The sequence below is a fragment of the Aurantimonas sp. E1-2-R+4 genome, from assembly GCF_036549515.1.
GTDB classification, from domain to species: Bacteria; Pseudomonadota; Alphaproteobacteria; order Rhizobiales; family Rhizobiaceae; genus Aurantimonas; species Aurantimonas coralicida_A.
Genome location: NZ_JAZHLK010000027.1, coordinates 43,355 through 59,400, shown reverse-complemented (window position 1 = coordinate 59,400; position 16,046 = coordinate 43,355). Strand labels below are relative to the sequence as shown.

General features: G+C 66.2%; 18 protein-coding genes and 1 tRNA gene. 11 read left to right on the top strand and 8 right to left on the bottom strand.

Translation table 11 applies throughout. From position 1 onward, the window contains the following. Positions 1-244: 244 nt before the first annotated feature. Positions 245-463, top strand: coding sequence for a hypothetical protein (locus VQ045_RS13465; RefSeq protein WP_327625046.1), 219 nt, complete (start codon positions 245-247; stop codon positions 461-463). A 244-nt stretch (positions 464-707) separates the two neighbouring features. On the opposite strand, the gene VQ045_RS13460 is transcribed toward VQ045_RS13465, so the two are convergent. Beyond that, positions 708-792 (bottom strand) — tRNA-Leu (locus tag VQ045_RS13460). Positions 793-1,005: 213 nt separating this feature from the next. Between VQ045_RS13460 and VQ045_RS13455 the strand changes: the two genes are divergently transcribed. Beyond that, positions 1,006-2,010, top strand: a complete 1,005-nt coding sequence (locus VQ045_RS13455) for a complex I NDUFA9 subunit family protein (protein ID WP_331830459.1) — start codon at positions 1,006-1,008, stop codon at positions 2,008-2,010. Between the two features lie 145 nt (positions 2,011-2,155). Here VQ045_RS13455 and VQ045_RS13450 read toward each other — a convergent pair whose 3' ends face one another. Then, positions 2,156-2,962: an undecaprenyl-diphosphate phosphatase gene (locus VQ045_RS13450; RefSeq protein ID WP_327625044.1), complete on the bottom strand. Its 807-nt coding sequence runs from the start codon at positions 2,960-2,962 to the stop codon at positions 2,156-2,158. A gap of 352 nt (positions 2,963-3,314) precedes the next feature. Between VQ045_RS13450 and VQ045_RS13445 the strand changes: the two genes are divergently transcribed. From VQ045_RS13445 to VQ045_RS13430, 4 genes are read left to right on the top strand one after another with little or no spacing between them, the layout of a single operon-like run. Beyond that, positions 3,315-4,007, top strand: a complete 693-nt coding sequence (locus tag VQ045_RS13445) for a glutathione S-transferase family protein (protein WP_331830458.1) — start codon at positions 3,315-3,317, stop codon at positions 4,005-4,007. A gap of 48 nt (positions 4,008-4,055) precedes the next feature. Continuing rightward, entirely contained in the window at positions 4,056-5,240 is a 1,185-nt protein-coding gene (gene queG / locus VQ045_RS13440) for a tRNA epoxyqueuosine(34) reductase QueG (protein ID WP_331830457.1), read from the top strand. Then, positions 5,194-5,571, top strand: coding sequence for a hypothetical protein (locus VQ045_RS13435; protein WP_331830456.1), 378 nt, complete (start codon positions 5,194-5,196; stop codon positions 5,569-5,571). The genes queG and VQ045_RS13435 overlap by 47 nt, the downstream gene beginning before the upstream one ends. Before the next feature lie 23 nt (positions 5,572-5,594). Beyond that, the gene (locus VQ045_RS13430) at positions 5,595-6,527 is read left to right on the top strand and encodes an SDR family oxidoreductase (protein WP_331830464.1); all 933 of its coding nucleotides are present in this window, start codon (positions 5,595-5,597) and stop codon (positions 6,525-6,527) included. A 23-nt stretch (positions 6,528-6,550) separates the two neighbouring features. Here the strand turns inward: VQ045_RS13430 and VQ045_RS13425 are convergent, their stop codons facing one another. Then, complete coding sequence (locus tag VQ045_RS13425) at positions 6,551-6,745, bottom strand: hypothetical protein (RefSeq protein WP_331830455.1); 195 nt, start codon at positions 6,743-6,745, stop codon at positions 6,551-6,553. Positions 6,746-6,913: 168 nt separating this feature from the next. On the opposite strand from VQ045_RS13425, the gene VQ045_RS13420 reads away from it, so the two are divergent. Next, entirely contained in the window at positions 6,914-7,267 is a 354-nt protein-coding gene (locus VQ045_RS13420; protein ID WP_331830454.1) for an SHOCT domain-containing protein, read from the top strand. A 43-nt stretch (positions 7,268-7,310) separates the two neighbouring features. Here the strand turns inward: VQ045_RS13420 and VQ045_RS13415 are convergent, their stop codons facing one another. The 5 genes from VQ045_RS13415 to VQ045_RS13395 form a co-directional block, all read right to left on the bottom strand. Further along, a complete protein-coding gene (locus VQ045_RS13415; RefSeq protein WP_331830452.1) occupies positions 7,311-8,393 on the bottom strand; it encodes an ABC transporter ATP-binding protein in 1,083 nt (360 codons plus the stop codon). Further along, on the bottom strand, positions 8,390-9,214 hold the full coding sequence (locus tag VQ045_RS13410) for an ABC transporter permease (protein ID WP_327625034.1): 825 nt from the start codon (positions 9,212-9,214) through the stop codon (positions 8,390-8,392). Before VQ045_RS13410 ends, VQ045_RS13415 begins: the two co-directional genes overlap by 4 nt. Next, positions 9,211-10,128 carry an ABC transporter permease gene (locus VQ045_RS13405; RefSeq protein ID WP_327625033.1) on the bottom strand — a complete coding sequence of 306 codons (918 nt, stop codon included), beginning with the start codon at positions 10,126-10,128 and terminating at the stop codon, positions 9,211-9,213. Before VQ045_RS13405 ends, VQ045_RS13410 begins: the two co-directional genes overlap by 4 nt. A 72-nt stretch (positions 10,129-10,200) precedes the next feature. After that, on the bottom strand, positions 10,201-11,319 hold the full coding sequence (locus VQ045_RS13400) for an ABC transporter substrate-binding protein (RefSeq protein WP_331830450.1): 1,119 nt from the start codon (positions 11,317-11,319) through the stop codon (positions 10,201-10,203). Positions 11,320-11,641: 322 nt separating this feature from the next. Next, positions 11,642-12,532, bottom strand: a complete 891-nt coding sequence (locus VQ045_RS13395; RefSeq protein WP_331830449.1) for a LysR substrate-binding domain-containing protein — start codon at positions 12,530-12,532, stop codon at positions 11,642-11,644. 117 nt (positions 12,533-12,649) lie between these two features. Between VQ045_RS13395 and VQ045_RS13390 the strand changes: the two genes are divergently transcribed. The 4 genes from VQ045_RS13390 to VQ045_RS13375 all read left to right on the top strand — a co-directional run bounded on the left by VQ045_RS13390 (position 12,650) and on the right by VQ045_RS13375 (position 16,038). After that, entirely contained in the window at positions 12,650-13,351 is a 702-nt protein-coding gene (locus VQ045_RS13390; RefSeq protein WP_331830447.1) for an SDR family oxidoreductase, read from the top strand. Beyond that, positions 13,341-13,598 carry a DUF6552 family protein gene (locus VQ045_RS13385; protein WP_331830446.1) on the top strand — a complete coding sequence of 86 codons (258 nt, stop codon included), beginning with the start codon at positions 13,341-13,343 and terminating at the stop codon, positions 13,596-13,598. Before VQ045_RS13390 ends, VQ045_RS13385 begins: the two co-directional genes overlap by 11 nt. A 219-nt stretch (positions 13,599-13,817) precedes the next feature. Further along, positions 13,818-15,020, top strand: coding sequence for an MHYT domain-containing protein (locus tag VQ045_RS13380; RefSeq protein WP_331830445.1), 1,203 nt, complete (start codon positions 13,818-13,820; stop codon positions 15,018-15,020). A 154-nt stretch (positions 15,021-15,174) separates the two neighbouring features. Further along, positions 15,175-16,038 carry an FAD binding domain-containing protein gene (locus tag VQ045_RS13375; protein WP_327625026.1) on the top strand — a complete coding sequence of 288 codons (864 nt, stop codon included), beginning with the start codon at positions 15,175-15,177 and terminating at the stop codon, positions 16,036-16,038. Positions 16,039-16,046 lie beyond the last annotated feature (8 nt).

Genomic DNA, 16,046 nt, shown 5'->3' with positions numbered 1-16,046 from the left:
ACGAGACCGATACCTGGGAAGAGTTCTGACAAGGCCGCGAACGCGGCTGAAACAAACCAACATTCCCATGCCAATCAGGGCGGTCCGGTCAAACCAGGCCGCCCTTTTTTCGTCTGAACCAGCCGGTGAGAGACTCTCTGCGGCGTCCGCGATCATGCGGCGGTGTGAACGGGCGCCGCTATTCCATTTCCAAGACCGAAGGCGCAGGATGGCGCCTCATCGAAGGCCGGGAGGAAAGCGACCAATGCGGTGCATCATCTGCGAAGGAGCGGCGAAGCGGGGCGAGGCCGAAGCGGCGCATGTCGCCATGATCCGCTGCCCGCGATGCGGCGAGTTCGAAGTCTCCGACGCGGCGAGCAAAGCGCTCGCGAGCTGGGACCCTTACGCACGCCTCCAAGCGCTCAGATATGCGCAGACGAATGCGCTGCCGGGCCGCATGCCGAATCTTCACGGCATCGCTTAGAGCATCGGACGAGATCAGGGGCGCAACGACCGGGAATCCGACCACGTCTGCCAATCGTCGTCCGGTGCTCTCATGAGGAACGACCGTGTGCGGGCAACCGCTTTTCGCGGCCGATACCAACAAAACTACCAACAAATGAATTGGATACCCACGCCCGCGCTGGACAACGTCGGATCAAGAATTCAGCGTTTCTAGGGGGTTGGGCTCTTATTCGGACTGTTTCGGATCGTCTCGAATAGGGAAATGGTGCCCAGGAAAGGACTCGAACCTTCACGCCTTGCGACACACCGACCTGAACGGTGCGCGTCTACCAATTCCGCCACCTGGGCACGGCGCGGACAATTAGAAGCTGGACCCGCCGCTGTCAACGCGGTTTTTTCGCGCCGCGATCGGCGATGCCCGGGCGCGGACAACCACGGGAAGGCGGTGGTGCATTCGCGCCTTCACCTTGGCGGGCGAACCGGTTATGAGGCAAGGCGAAGCCGATTGCGCGCGGGCTACCGGGCGACGACATGGCGAGGCAAGCAAGGAGCGCAGGAACGATGGCGGTCGACACGGGCAAGACAGTAGTGGTCTTCGGCGGTTCGGGTTTCCTCGGCCGCTATGTGACGCTGGCGCTCGCTCGCCGCGGCTACCGCATCCGTGTCGCCTGCAGGCGTCCGGATCTGGCCTATCACTTGCAGACCAACGGCAATATGGGCCAGATCATGCCGGTCCAGGCGAATCTGCGCTATCGCTGGACGGTGGATCGGGCGGTCGTGGGCGCCGATCATGTGATCAATCTCGTCGGCATCCTCGCCGAAAGCGGCCGGCAGAATTTCGAGGCGGTGCAGTCCTTCGGGGCGCAGGCGGTGGCCGAGGCGGCGCGCGGCGTCGGCGCGCGAATGACCCAGATCTCGGCAATCGGGGCGGACGCCTCCTCCGACTCCGCCTATGCCCGCACCAAGGCGGCCGGCGAGCAGGCGGTGCGCGAAACGATCCCGGACGCCACCATCATCCGGCCCTCGATCGTGTTCGGGGCGGAAGACCAGTTTTTCAACCGCTTCGCCCAAATGGCGCGGTTTTCGCCAGTCCTGCCGCTGATCGGCGGTGGCCACACCCGCTTCCAGCCGGTCTATGTCGGCGACGTCGCCGAGGCGATCGCCGCGACGGTGGACGGCACGGTGGCGGGCGGCCGCGTCTATGAACTCGGCGGGCCGGAGATCCTCACCTTCCGCGAGCTGATGGAAGAGATGCTCGCGGTGATCGCCCGCAAGCGCCGTTTCGTCACGATCCCGTTCGGCGCCGCGGCTACGATGGCGCGGGTCATGGGGTATCTTCCCGGCGCGCCGCTGACCGAGGACCAAGTCCGCCAGTTGCGGCGGGACAACGTGGTCTCCGGGCAAGCCATCGCTGAAGGCCGCGACCTCGCCGCCTTCGGGCTGAAGGGGCACACGATCGACGCGATTCTGCCGACCTATCTCGTCCGGTTTCGCCCGGAGGGCCAGTTCACCACGCCGCAACCGCAGGCCGGCGGCCTGACGCCGGACGAAAAAGAATTCGTCTGAGCGGATCGCGCAAGGCCTGGACGCCAGTCGGCGTCCAGGCTCTTAATTCGCGCTCGATTACGATGAAATAGGATCGATTCCAGCAGGTCAGCGGGGAATGCGGGCGGAAAACCGGTTCCCACTTTTCCTCATTCCTTATTCCGCGTTAGCCGATCGCCACGATCGCCACGATACCGGCCAGACCCACCGCGATGCGCCACCAGGCGAAGGGCGCAAAGCCGTGCCGCGAGACGAAGTCGAGCAGGCCGCGGACGACGACGAGCGCCGACAGGAACGCCATGACGAAGCCGATGGCGATCAGCCCGAAATCGTCGAGCGACAGCAGGTCCCGATTCTTGATCAGATCGTAGGTGAAGGCGCCGACCATGGTCGGCATCGCCAGGAAGAACGAGAATTCGGCCGCCGATCGCTTGTCGGTGCCCATCAACAGCGCGCCGGCGATGGTGGCGCCCGAGCGCGAGGTGCCGGGGATCAGCGCCAAAGTCTGGAACAGGCCGATCTTCAGGCACAGCGAGAGCGGATAATCCATGACGTCGTGATAACGCACGGTGAGCGGCATCCGGTCGACGACGAGGAGCAGGATGCCGCCGACGACGAGCGCCACACAAATGACGATCGGCGTCTCGAACAGCACCGTCTTGATGAAATCATGCGCCAGAACGCCGGCGAAGGCCGCCGGCAGGAAGGCCAGCACGATACCGGCGACGAAGCGGCGGCTTCTCGGGCTCGACGGCAGCGTGATGAACAACTGCCACAGCCGGGCGAAATAGACGGCGAGGATTGCCAGGATCGCGCCGAGCTGGATCAGCACCTCGAAGCTCCGGGCGGTCGACTGGAAGCCGAGGAAATGGCCGAGCAAAAGGATATGCCCGGTCGAGGAGACCGGAATGAACTCGGTGAGACCCTCGGTAATGCCGAGGATGACCGCGTCGATGATGGTCCCGATTTCCATAAAAGCGTCGTCCTTGATGAATCTCTGATCTGCGTGGGAAGGCCGATGCGAAGCGTTCGATGCCGGTCCCGGGTGAGAGACGCGCGTGGGCATCGAAACGCGACGCGGAACATGGCCCGCAGCGCTTTGACTCCCTTCGGTCGAGGATTGCAACATCTTGCAAGCCACACGGATGCTGCTATGTGGCCCGGAAACACCGAGGCGAGGTTGTTCAGGGTTCGTTGACGCGGACCTGCGACAATTCTGGTCAACGCGACCGCCTGATCTTCCGGCCGCGTGTTTCGATATCATCACGGTCCGGCGCCGCCAGCCGTGCCCGGCGACCCCACGCAAGAGCTCCCGACCCGTTTTCATGCTGAAGCTTCACCATCATCCGATGTCCGCCGCCTCGCGCTTCGTGCGGCTGGTGCTCGGCGAATACGGCGAGCGGGCCGAACTCCTGCCGGAGCGGACCTGGGAAAAGCGGCCGGAATTCCTCGCCCTCAATCCGGCGGCGACGCTGCCGGTGATGATCGAGGACAACGGTCCGCCGATCGTCGGCGCGACGGTGGTGGGCGAATATCTCGACGAGACGCGCGGCGTCTTCCAGCGCGACCGCCGGCTGTTGCCGGAAAAGCCGATCGAGCGGGCCGAGGCGCGCCGGCTGACTGAATGGTTCCTGTCCAAGCTCGACGGCGAGGTCACGCGCTATCTGGTGCGCGAGCGGGTGCTCAAGCTGGAAATGACGCCGCAAGAGGGCGGCGGCGCGCCTGACGCCGCGGCGATCCGCGCCGCGCGGGCCAACCTCAAGCACCATTTGCGCTATCTCGGCTGGCTGGCCGAAAGCCGCGACTGGCTGGCCGGGACGAAGCTGTCCTACGCCGATCTGGCGGCGGCGGCCGCCCTGTCGATCCTCGACTACCTCGGCGAAGTTCCCTGGGACGACGAGCCGGCGGCCAAGGACTGGTACATGCGGGTCAAATCCCGGCCGTCCTTCCGCCCGCTGCTCAGCGAACGGGTGCGCGGCCTGCCGCCGGTACATCATTATGGCGAACTGGATTTCTGAGCCGCGCGGCGGTTTCCGCTGGCCGCAGGCTTCCGCTATAACTGACGCATGGTGGCCCCACCCCACAATTTGCCTGACCGCCTGAAATCCTTCATCCGGGACGACGCGCGCCGTCTCGGCTTCGACGCCGTCGGCATCGCGCCGGGCACCGGCGACGTTGCGGCCGGTCCGCGGCTCGACGACTTCCTCGCCCAGGGCCGCCACGGCACCATGGACTGGATGCCGGAGACGGCGGAACGGCGCCGCTCGGCGAGGGCGCTGTGGCCACAGGTGCGCTCGATTATCGTTCTGGGCCTGAGCTATGCGCCGGACGAGGACCCGCTGGCGATCCTGTCGCGGCCCGATCGCGGCGGGATTTCGGTCTATGCCCGCCACCGCGACTATCACGAACTGATCAAGGGTCGGCTGAAGGAACTGGCGTCACGGCTGATCGCCAAGGCCGGAGGCGCCGCCAGCGGCCACGACGCCAAGGTCTTCGTCGACACCGCGCCGGTGATGGAAAAGCCGCTCGGCGAGATCGCCGGACTCGGCTGGCAGGGCAAGCACACCAATCTGGTCAGCCGGGAACATGGCTCCTGGCTGTTCCTCGGCTCGATCTTCACCACGCTCGAGCTTCCCGCCGACGAGCCGGGTCGAGACCTGTGCGGCTCGTGCCGCGCCTGCCAGGACGTCTGTCCGACCGACGCGTTCCCCACGCCCTATCAACTCGACGCGCGGCGCTGCATCTCCTACCTCACCATCGAAACCAAGGCGGTGATCCCGCGCGAGTTCCGTGCCGCGATGGGCAACCGCATCTATGGCTGCGACGACTGCCTCGCCGTCTGTCCCTGGAACAAGTTCGCGGCGAACGCCCGCGAGGCCAAGCTGATCGCGCGCGACGAATTGCGGGCGCCGCGCCTTGCGGAACTGCTCGCCCTCGACGATCCTGGCTTCCGGGCGCTGTTTTCCGGTTCGCCGGTGAAGCGGATCGGTCGCGACAAGTTCGTCTCCAACTGCCTGATCGCGGCCGGAAATTCCGGGAATCCGAATTTGGCTCCCATGGTCGGGGGACTGCTGCGGGACCCAGCGCCGCTGGTTCGGGCGATGGCGATCTGGGCGCTGGACCGTCTCGATCGTGCTGGCGCCTTGCGTGAACGCGTCGGGGCGCTCGATAGCGAAGACAATCCGAACGTCAGGAGCGAATGGCATGCGCTGGGGCAGGAAGACGAGGCAGTCGGCCGAGACGGTGCGTGATGCCACTGTCACGGCCGGCGAAACCGCGGTCAAGGCTGGCAGAATGAGCGTCGAGCAGGCCCGGCACTCGCTGCAATGGGCCGGCGACAGCCTGCCCGACGCGCTGCGCCGCCGCCAGGCGATCGGCGCTGGGGCGGTCGGGGCGCTGGCGATCGGCGCGCTCGCCGTCGGAGTGATCGCGGTCGGCGCCTTCGCGATCGGCCGGCTGTCGATCGGTCGGGCAAAGGTCGGGTCCGCCGATATCGGTCGTCTCAGGATCGGTCGGCTCGAGGTCGACGAGATCGTTCCGGCCGGCCGGGTTCATTCGCGTGTCAAAGGCCGAGCGGCATGACGGACATATCCGATCTATCTCGGATGCGGCTCTTCGTCTTCGGCCACGGCTATTCGGCTTCGCGCTTCGTCGAGACGTTCGACGCCAAGGCCTTCGACAGGAACACGGTCACCGGCGTTACAGTCCGCTCCAGGGACAAGGCGGCAAGCTTGGCCGCGCATGGCCTGAAGCCCTTCGTTTTCGACGGCGAGCATCCGGCGGACGGCATCGCCTCGACGCTCTATCGCGCCACCCACCTCCTGGTCTCGATCCCGCCCGGCCATGCCGCCCCGGCCGGCGCCTGCGTCGGCGGCGCCAACGCCCGGGCCGGCGATCCGGTGCTGCGCTGGTATGCCGACGAGATCGCCCATGGCAGCCCGAACCTGCAATGGATCGGCTATCTGTCGACGGTCGGCGTCTATGGCGACCATGACGGCGACTGGGTCGACGAGGACAGCGAGACGCGGCCGGTCTCCGAGCGCTCCAAGGCGCGGGTCGCGGCGGAGGATGCCTGGCGGAAGGTCGCGGATACGCGCGGCGTGCCGTTGGCGATCCTCAGGCTTTCCGGCATCTACGGGCCGGGCCGCAACGGCTTCGTCAATCTCGCCAAAGGGACGGCCAAGCGGCTGGTCAAGCCCGGCCAGGTGTTCAACCGCATCCATGTCGACGACATCGCCGGAGCACTGGCGCTGCTTGCCGACCAGCGCCTCTGCGGTGTGTTCAACGTCAGCGACGACGAGCCGGCGCCACCGCAGGAGGTCGTCGCCCACGCCGCCGAACTCGCAGGCGTCGCGCCGCCGCCGGAAACCGGTTTCGATGAGGCCGAGTTGTCGCCGATGGCGCGCAGTTTCTACGGCGAGAACAAGCGGGTTTCCAACGCCAAGATCAAGGCGGCGGGCTACGCCTTCTGCTATCCGACCTATCGCGAGGGCCTGGCGGGGCTGGTCGGGGATTACGGGTCGGCACAGCAAGGGTAATACCAACCTGCGGTGATAGGGACCTATTCGATGGCGCTGAACGGGCTTGTCCGGCCAGGAGCGGCGCGCAGTTCGATGCGGCGCATCGGGCAAGCGGTGCGACGCCGTCCGGCGAGCCCATTCAGCCCACCGCAGGCCGGGCGCTCGCCGCGCCTGGCTTCGTCGCGGGCCTCGCCCGATGCGCCGCATCGTGCGTCGCCCCGCTCCTCGCCACGCATCGGCGATCGTCCCGGTCGAATGGGTTCCTATCACCGCAGGTTGGTATAAGGCCCGCCCCCGGTTTGATCCGCATCAAGGCGACGGTTGCTGGAAGGTTCATGGTTTGCGGATGGTACGGCGGAGCGCGCGCGTGCGAGCCGCCCGAGCCGGAAACATGGAGCAGCACAATGAGCAGGCACACAATCATTCCGGCGGCGGTCGCGGCCGTCGCCCTGATGCCGGGCATGGCCCTGGCGCAGCAGACGGAACCCTATCGATACGCCTATGGCCCGCATATGGGCTGGGATGGAGGCTGGTCCGGCATGATCTTCGGTCCTTTTTTCATGATCCTGTTCCTGGCCATCGTGATCGGCCTCATTGTCCTCCTGGTGCGCTGGCTCGGCGGCGGGGCGTGGCCGGCGATGCAGGCGCCCAATCAACAGGGCGGACGCTCGCCGCACGATATCCTCAAGGAGCGCTTTGCGCGCGGCGAGATCGACAAGGACGATTTCGAGGAACGCAAGCGTACTCTCGGCGAGTGACCGAGGGGTCGCGGTCGACGGCGAACCGGCTCGGCGACGGCGGTCAGGCCGCTGTCGCGGGTTCCGGCGCCGCGCCCGGCTTCAGCGCGAAGACGTCGGACGGCGAAAAATAGAGGTCGACGAGCGCGCCGCGCAGCGGCGGCGGCGCGGTCGGCCGGTTGAAGGTGTCGGCGAGGATGATGCCGCCGGCAACCGACAGTTTCAGCCGCACCACCGAGCCGAGAAATTGCGTGTCCTCCACCCGAGCGCTCAGCCGGTTGATCCGTTCGGGCGAGGGTTCGAGCTTCACTGCCTCGGGCCGTAGCGCCAGCGTCACCGGGGCTCCCGCCGCGCCTTGCGGCGGTTCGGCCAGCGTCACCGACGTGCCGTTGACCGCGACCGTCGAACCGCTCTCCCTGACGCCGTCGAGAAGGCTGAGCGTGCCGACGAAACTCGCCACGAAACGGCTGGTCGGCCGATTGTAGATCTCGAAGGGTGCGCCGCATTGTTCGATGCGGCCGTCGCTCATCACGACGATCCGGTCGGAGATCGACAGGGCCTCTTCCTGATCGTGCGTGACGAAGATCGTGGTGATGCCGAGTTCGCGCTGCAGCGCGCGGATCTCCTCGCGCAGCGACAGGCGGATCTGCGCGTCGAGCGCCGAGAGCGGCTCGTCGAGCAGCAAGACGCGCGGGCTCGGCGCCAGGGCTCTGGCGAGCGCGACGCGCTGCTGCTGTCCGCCGGAGAGCTGGTAGGGATAGCGCTCGGCGAGATGCGGCAGCTTGATCAGCGCCAGCATTTCCTCGACACGGGGGCCGATCTCGGATTTCGAGCGGCCGGCGACCTTGAGGCCGAAGGCGACGTTGTCGGCGACCGAGAGGTTCGGAAACAGCGCATAGGCCTGGAACACCATGCCGATCCGCCGGCGGTTGGGCCGGGTGTCGGTCACGTCCTCGCCGTCGATCACGATGTTGCCGGCCGATGGCGTCTCGAAACCGGCGATCATCCGCAGCATCGTCGTCTTGCCGCAACCGGACGGTCCGAGAAACGAGACGAACTCGCCGCGCTCGATGCTTAGGTCGAAGTCGCGGACCACGGTAGTCGCTCCGAAGCGCTTCGAGACGTTCGAGATCTGGAGAAAGCTCATCGGGCGGCGCGCCTTCCCAATTTGAACAGCGATCGTCCCGAACGGGAGCGGCCGGGAGCCTGGCTGCCGACAACCTGGAGCATGGCCATGCACGCCCAGGTGACCGCGAAGGCGATCACCGCCAGCGCCGCGGGCTCATAGGCGCGGTTGGCTCCCATCAACGCGAGATAGGGGCCAAAAGCCGGCCGGTTGAGCAGGCTTGCCAGCACGAACTCGCCGATCACGATGGCGAAAGTCAGGAACGCGCCGGACAGGACCGCCGCGCGGACATTCGGCAGGATCACCTTGAACAGGATCGTCGGGCGCTTGGCGCCGAGGCTTTCGGCGGCCTCGGTCAGGGTCCGGATGTCGATCGCCGCCATGCCGGTATCGACCGCGCGGAACATGTAGGGCAGCGACAGGATGACATAGCCGAAGACGAGCAGGATATTGGTGCCGAGGGCGCTGCCGGTGAAGGGCAGGAAAGACGACGAGTTGTAGAGCCGCAGATAGCCGAAGACGAGAACGATCGGCGGGATCACTAGCGGCAGCAGCGTGATGAACTCCACGAGAGGCCTCAGCCTGGGAAATTTCAGCCGCACCCAGTAGGCCGTCGGCACGACGAGAAGCGCGCCGAGGACGATCGTCGCCAGCGCCGCCACGACGGAGAAGACGAAGGTCTCGCGAAAACGCGGATCGTCGAAAACGACACGGTAGGCCTCGAAACTCCAGATTCCGCGCAGCATCGACAGCGAGAATTCGAACGTGGCGACCAGCGGCAGGAAGAAATACAGCGCGCCGACGGCGACGATGGCGAAGGGGGCGATCCGCGAATTTGTCATTGCCGCCACCGCTCGGCACGGGCGCGCAGCCACAGATAGAGAACATTGGAGCAGCCGGTGATGACGATCATGCCGAAGGCGAGCGCGTAGCCGAGATTGGGGTTGTAGAGGACATCGCCGCGGATCTGCGCGTAGAGCAGGATCGGCACGATGTTGAGCGAGGAGCCGGTGAGTGCATAGGCGGTCGCGATCGCGCCGAAGGAATTGGCGAAGAGCAACAGGAAGCAGCCGAGGATCGAGGGCGCCAGCACGGGCAGCCCGACCATCCGCCAATATTGCCAGCGCGATGCCCCGAGGATCTCGGAGGCCTCGCTCCATTCCTTCTTCAACCCGTCGAGCGCCGGGGTGATGATCAGCACCATCAGCGGAATCTGAAAATACAGATAGGTGATGGTCAGGCCCCAGAACGACAACAGGTTGAAGCCCAGCGTGTAGATGTTGATACCGAACGTATCCTTGAGGAACAGTGTGACCAGGCCGAGCCGGCCGAGCGTCGCCAGGAAGGCGAAGGCGAGCGGGATGCCGGCGAAATTAGAGGCGACGCCCGCGAAGGTGACTACGGTCGGCCGGATCCCGCCCGGAAGGCCGCCGTGGACGATCGCGTAGGCGATGAAGAAGCCGACCAGCGCGCCGAACGCCGCCGAGGCCAGGCTGACCTGGATCGAGATCGCATAGGCCGCCATGATCTGCGGGGTGAACAGGCCGATGATATTGTCGAAGGTCAGCGCGCCGCTCGGGGTCTGAAAGGCGCCGAAGACCAGATAGACCGTCGGCCCGATCAGGAACAACAGCGCGAAGGCGAAGAATGGAACGATGCCGAGCCAGGCCAGCGAGCGCGGCGGTCGTCTGCGCGGCGGTCCCGCGGCGGGCGCCGTTCGCGAACCGGTCGTCCCTGCATCGACGATAGACGCCATGATCCCCCGCTGTCGTCCGTGTCGCGACCGGACGGACCGCCGGCGTCGCCGGCGATCCGAACATCGAGCGTGCTACTGGACGGTGGCGCCGACGACACTGTCCCACTCGCCGGTGATCGCCGCCTTGGCGGCGTTCTGGTCGTCGAGGCTCGGGAACTTCGCGGTATCGTAGGCCTCAGCCGGCGGCAGCTTGTCGAGGAGTTCCTGCGGGATCTTGCCGGCTTTCGACATCGCATTGAACCGGATCGGATGACAATAGCCCTTCAGGTAGGTCAACTGGCCTTCGTCTGAGTAGAGATATTCCATCCACAGCTTGGCGGCGTTCGGATGCGGCGCGAAGGCGCTGATCGCCTGGACGTAGACGCCGGCGACGACGCCCGACTTCGGCACCACGACTTCCGTCGCGGGATTGCCCTTCAGCGTATCGCGCGAGGCGAGCGCGTTGTAATCCCAATGGATGAGCACAGGAGTCGTCCCCTGCGCCAGCGTCGCGGTCGAGCCGACGACCGGGACGAAATTGCCCGCTTCGTTCAGCTTCTTGAAGAAGTCGAGGCCGGCCTTGCCGACCGCCTCGCCGCCGCCGTCGGGCGTGGCCACGAGTCCGGCCGCGTAGACCGACTGGATCGCCTGGGCCGAGCTGCGCGGATCACCCGCCAGCGAGACCGCGTTGGCATATTCCGGCTTCATCAGATCGGCCCAGTCGGTGGGCACGTTGTCGATGATGTCCTTGTTCACCTGGAAGGCCAGGACGCCGTAGTAATCGCCGTACCAGTTGCCGTCGGCATCCTTGGCATCCTCCGGAATTTCGTCCCAGGTCGAGACCTTGTAGGGAGCCAGCAGGCCTTCGGCCATCGCGGACGGTCCAAACGACAGTCCGACATCGATGACGTCGGGCGCCTGCGGGCCGGTGTTGCCCTTGTTGGCCTTGATCGCCTCGATCTCGTCGCCGGAGCCGGCATTGGGATTGAGCTCGTTGACTTCGAGGCCGTACTTCGCCTTGAAGCCTTCGATCATCTCGCCGTAATTGCACCAGTCGTGCGGCAGCGCGATGGTGGTGAGCTGACCTTCCTTTTTGGCTGCCGCCACGAGATCGTCCATCGACATCGCGGCGTCGCCGGACTGCGCGAGGGCAAGGCTGGTCGACAGCGACAGGACGGTGGCGAGCGCCGTGGTGCATGTTCGGGACGTCATCATGGGTAACCCTCTCAGAGAGCGTCGACACGGGCGTCGACGAAAACCAGTCGCTTCCCCAGTGGGAGCGCCGGTGCGGTAACATCCGTCGATGACAGTCCGATGTCGCTGCACGGCAGGCTTCAGAAAGGCTCGACCGGTGATATTAGGCACGTCCTCGCCTCGCCATCAATCCGATATGAAAATGGGGCCCGCGCCGCGGCAATGGCGCATGGCGGTTCGAGTGAGCGAACCGGCGGTCGTTTCGGCACGGTGAGGCGTTCTCGGCTTTGCTATCCGGACCCGCCGTCGCCGTCCCACCAATGCATGCTCCCCGCCCAAGCTATCGCGATGGATTGAGATCGCCGGTTCTCTCGGCCTCAAAGAGGATCCACGCGACCACGGCGTCCCTGGCGGGGTTCGGCCTCGCCGCGATCGGGTGGACGATGTGGTAGCCGCCTTGATCTTCGCTTTCGTCCCGCCACAGCATGACGAGTCGGCCCCGCGCAATCTCGTCCGCCAGAAGCAGGCGCGGCGCCAGCGCGACGCCCTGTCCGTTCGCCGCCGCGTCCATGGCGAGCGCTGTCTGATTGAATTGCATGATGCGATGGCGGGCCGTCGTCCCGCAGCGCTCGAACAGCGTTTCCCAGAAAATATGGCTGTCCTGGATCAGCCGGTGCGCCGTAAAATCCTCAAACCGCTCGATCGCGGCGGCTGACTCCGCGTATCCGGGGCTGCAGACCGCGCAGAGATCGAGCGGGGCGAGAAGCGTACTGTGCGTGCCGCGTTCGAACGGCGGGTGCCCGTGACGGATGGCGATGTCGACGCCGTCGGGCTGGAAATCGGCGATCCGTTCGCTGGCGACGGTGCGCAGGTCGATCTCCGGGTGGGCCTCTTCGAAGCGGCTTAGTCGCGGCACCAGCCATTTCGCCGCGAAGGAGGGCGTGACGCTCAGCGTGATGCGAGCGGTCTCCGGCCGCAGCTTCTCGGTGGCATCATCGATGATCGCCAACGCCCGGAAGATGGGGCGATGATAGCTTTCGCCCGTCTCGGTCAGCGCGAGGCCGCGTGCCTTGCGATGGAAGAGCACCTGCCCGAGATCGGCCTCGAGCTGGCGCACCTGCTGCGCTACGGCCCCTTGCGTCAGGTTCAGTTCCTCCGCCGCGAGCCGGAAGTTCAGATGTCGCGCGGCGGCGTCGAACATCCGCAACGCGTTCAAATTCGGTGTTCGCACGGGGAGCGCCCCTGTTCAGGCAGTAGACTTTCTACAGTCTGGCGCAACGAGACATGATTGGTCAAGCCGCCGCCGGAGGTCCATTCTGGCACCGGATAGAGACAACGGAGAACGGTAATGACCTCGAAAGTAGCTCTCGTCACAGCCGGCGGTAGCGGCATGGGCGCCGACGCGGCAAAGCGCCTGGCCGCCGACGGCTACACCGTCGCGATCTTGTCGTCGTCCGGCAAGGGCGAGGCGCTCGCCGCCGAGCTTGGCGGTGCCGGCGTCACCGGCTCGAACCGGTCGGTCGCGGATCTGCAAAAGCTTGTCGATCTGGCAATGGACCGCTGGGGCCGCGTCGATGTGCTGGTCAATTCGGCCGGACATGGGCCGAAGGGGCCGGTGCTGGAGATCAGCGACGAGGACTGGCACACCGGCATGGAGGTGTATCTGCTCAATGTCGTGCGGCCGACCCGTATCGTGGCGCCGATCATGGTGGCGCAGGGCGGCGGTTCGATCGTCAACATCTCGACCTTCGCCGCCTTCGAGCCGGACCCGCTGTTTCCGACCTCGGGCGTCTTCCGGGCGGGGCTTGCCGCCTTCACCAAGCTGTTTGCCGACAAATACGCCGCCGACAATGTGCGGATGAACAACGTCCTGCCCGGCTTTATCGACAGCCTGCCCGAGACCGAGGACCGCCGCGCCCGCATTCCGATGGGCCGCTACGGCAAGGCCGGCGAGGTCTCGTCGCTGATCGCCTATCTCGCCTCCGAGGACGCCGCCTACATGACCGGCCAGAACATTCGCGTCGATGGCGGGCTGACCCGTGCTGTCTGACGCCGTGGCGGAGCCGGCACCGCGCAACAACGGCGAGATCGCCTTTACGATCAAATGGGTTGCGTCGATCATCCAGATCATGGGCTATACGGCGACGGCCTTTGGGTGGACGCCCTGGAACATCTATCTGTTTGTGATCGGGCTTATCGGCTGGTTCGCGGTCGGTGTGCTGTGGAACGATCGGGCACTCATCCTGATCCACCTCGTCGCTCTCGGCGCGATGCTGGTGGGACTCGCGAGCAGCTGAAAGTCGCCGGAAATCGGCTGATCGTCGCTCCGTCGCATCGACCTGACGAAGGCCTGATCGCCGAACCAGATCCGCGAGCGGAACGATGCGCGACTGCCGGCTCCCTCGCGTCTGGATATTGGCGGCATCGGCACGTTGTCATTGCCGCCCGGGCGATTATAGACTTCCCCGCGAGGAGAAAGCGCGCCCGGAAGGACACCGGCGCGCTGCGGTAGCAAGATGTTCGACGGGCACAATCCCTATCTGGTCGCCCTCTCGCTGGCGGTCGCGATTCTGGGCGGATACACCGGCTTCAGCCTCGCGGCCCGGGTCCGCGGCGCGCCGGGACTGACGCGCCGGCTGCTGCTCGCCGGCGCGGCCGTGTTCCTCGCCGTCGGCATCTGGACCATGCATTTCATCGGCATGCTGGCCGCGCCGCTTCCGCAGGCCGCCGGCTATCTCGTCCTGCCGACGATCGTCTCGTTTCTGATCTGCGCGCTGGTCGTCGGCGTTTCGCTGTTCTTCGTCAGCGTCGGTGAGCCGTCCGAAGGGCGGGTCATCGCCTCGGCGCTGTTGCTCGGCGCCGGTATCGTCTCGATGCACTATGTCGGGATTCACGGACTGGCGGGCGATTTCACCATCGAGCACGACCCCGTCATGGTCGGCCTCGCGGCGCTCATCGCGGTCGGCACGGCCTATGGCGGCTTGCGGATCCTGATCGCCCGGCATGATGGCCGGCGGCTGGCGCTGAGTGCCGTCGCCTTCGGCCTCGCCGTCTCCGGCATGCACTATACGGCGATGTACGGGATGCGATTGCAGCCGCTCGATTCCCTGGACGGCGCGAGCCCCGTCGGACTGGTCGCCTCGGCCGAAGTTCTGGCGCTGATCGTCGCGCTGCTCTGTTTCGTCATCGCCGCGGGCTTCCTGCTGCTGCTGGTTCCCGAACCGCGCCAGCGCGCTGTCCATGCCTTTGCCCCGGCGGGCATCGGCGACGCGGCGTTTTCAACAGACGTCGTCGACGTTGGTGCGACTCATCCTCTGACCGACGCGCGGCCGTTGTCGCCGCCGCCGGTGACGCGGCTGCCGGTCGAAGGGCCGGACGGCACGCATTTCATCGACGTGGCGGAGGTGCGCGGCGTGAAGGCTGATGCGCATTATACGCTGGTGCATGACGGCACCCGTGAGCGGATGTGCCCGTGGTCGATTTCCACGACCGAGGCGCGGCTCGACCCGGCCCAATTCCTGCGGGTGCATCGCAGCCACATCGTCGCGATCCCGCACGTGACCTCGGTGCGCCGGGCGGGAGATGGCGGCATCGTCGAACTCGACGGGCTGACGCCGCACCAGGTTCCGGTGAGCCGAGCCCGGATCGCGGAACTGAAGACGCGTCTCGGCCTCGCCCGACACGATGCCAGGCCGCAGCAGGCCGCAAATAGGTCATAAACGCTGACGCAGTTCATGCGCCGAAAACGGCATTTCGTGCGCAATCCGGGCGTTCGTGACGCGTTGAAGCCGGCCGTCTTGCCGACGCGCGAACCGCGGAACAGCCTCGCCCCAAATATCCGCGCCTATCGCGAAAAAGGACAAGGGGGGAACGATGATAACGGGTCAGTTCGACTATCACCGGCCAGCGACCGTCGCCGAAGCGGTCAAGCTCATGGCCTCGCTGGGCGAGGACGCGAATCTTCTTGCCGGCGGCCACAGCCTGATCCCGATGATGAAGCTGCGGCTCGCGGCGCCCGAGCATCTCGTCGACCTGCACGGCATCGGCGCCTTGAAGGGCATTCGCCGCGAGGGCGACACGGTGGTGATCGGCGCGATGACGACCCAGCACGAACTGCTCGCCAACGACACCATCGCCGCATCGCTGCCGATCCTTCGCGAGACGGCGCTTTTGATCGCCGACCCGCAGGTGCGCTATCGCGGCACGATCGGCGGCAATGTGGCGAATGGCGATCCGGGCAACGACATGCCGGCGCTGATGATGACGCTGGGTGCGCGCTACCGGATCGAAGGGCCGAGTGGAACCCGCGAGGTCGCGGCGGCGGAATTTTATCAGGGCGCCTATGTGACCGCGCTGGAGCCGGGCGAGATCGTGACGGCGATCGCCATTCCGGCGCCGGCGGACGGCCACGGCTACGCCTACGAAAAGCTGAAGCGCAAGGTCGGCGACTACGCGACGGCGGCCGCCGCCGTCATGCTGACGATGGACGGCGGCACGGTGGCGAGTTGCGCGATCGGGCTGACCAATTTGTCGGACACGCCGTTGCTCGCCGACGAGGCGGCCGGGATCGTCATCGGCACCAACCTCGATGACGCGACGCTGAAAAAGGCTGCCGCCGCCGCCGAGGCGATCATGTCACCGGCCGCCGATACGCGCGGTCCGGTCGAATACCGCAAACATGTCGGCGGCATCATGGTCGCGCGCGCGCTGACCCGCGCCGCCGGCCGCGCCGGCTGAGGGGGAAA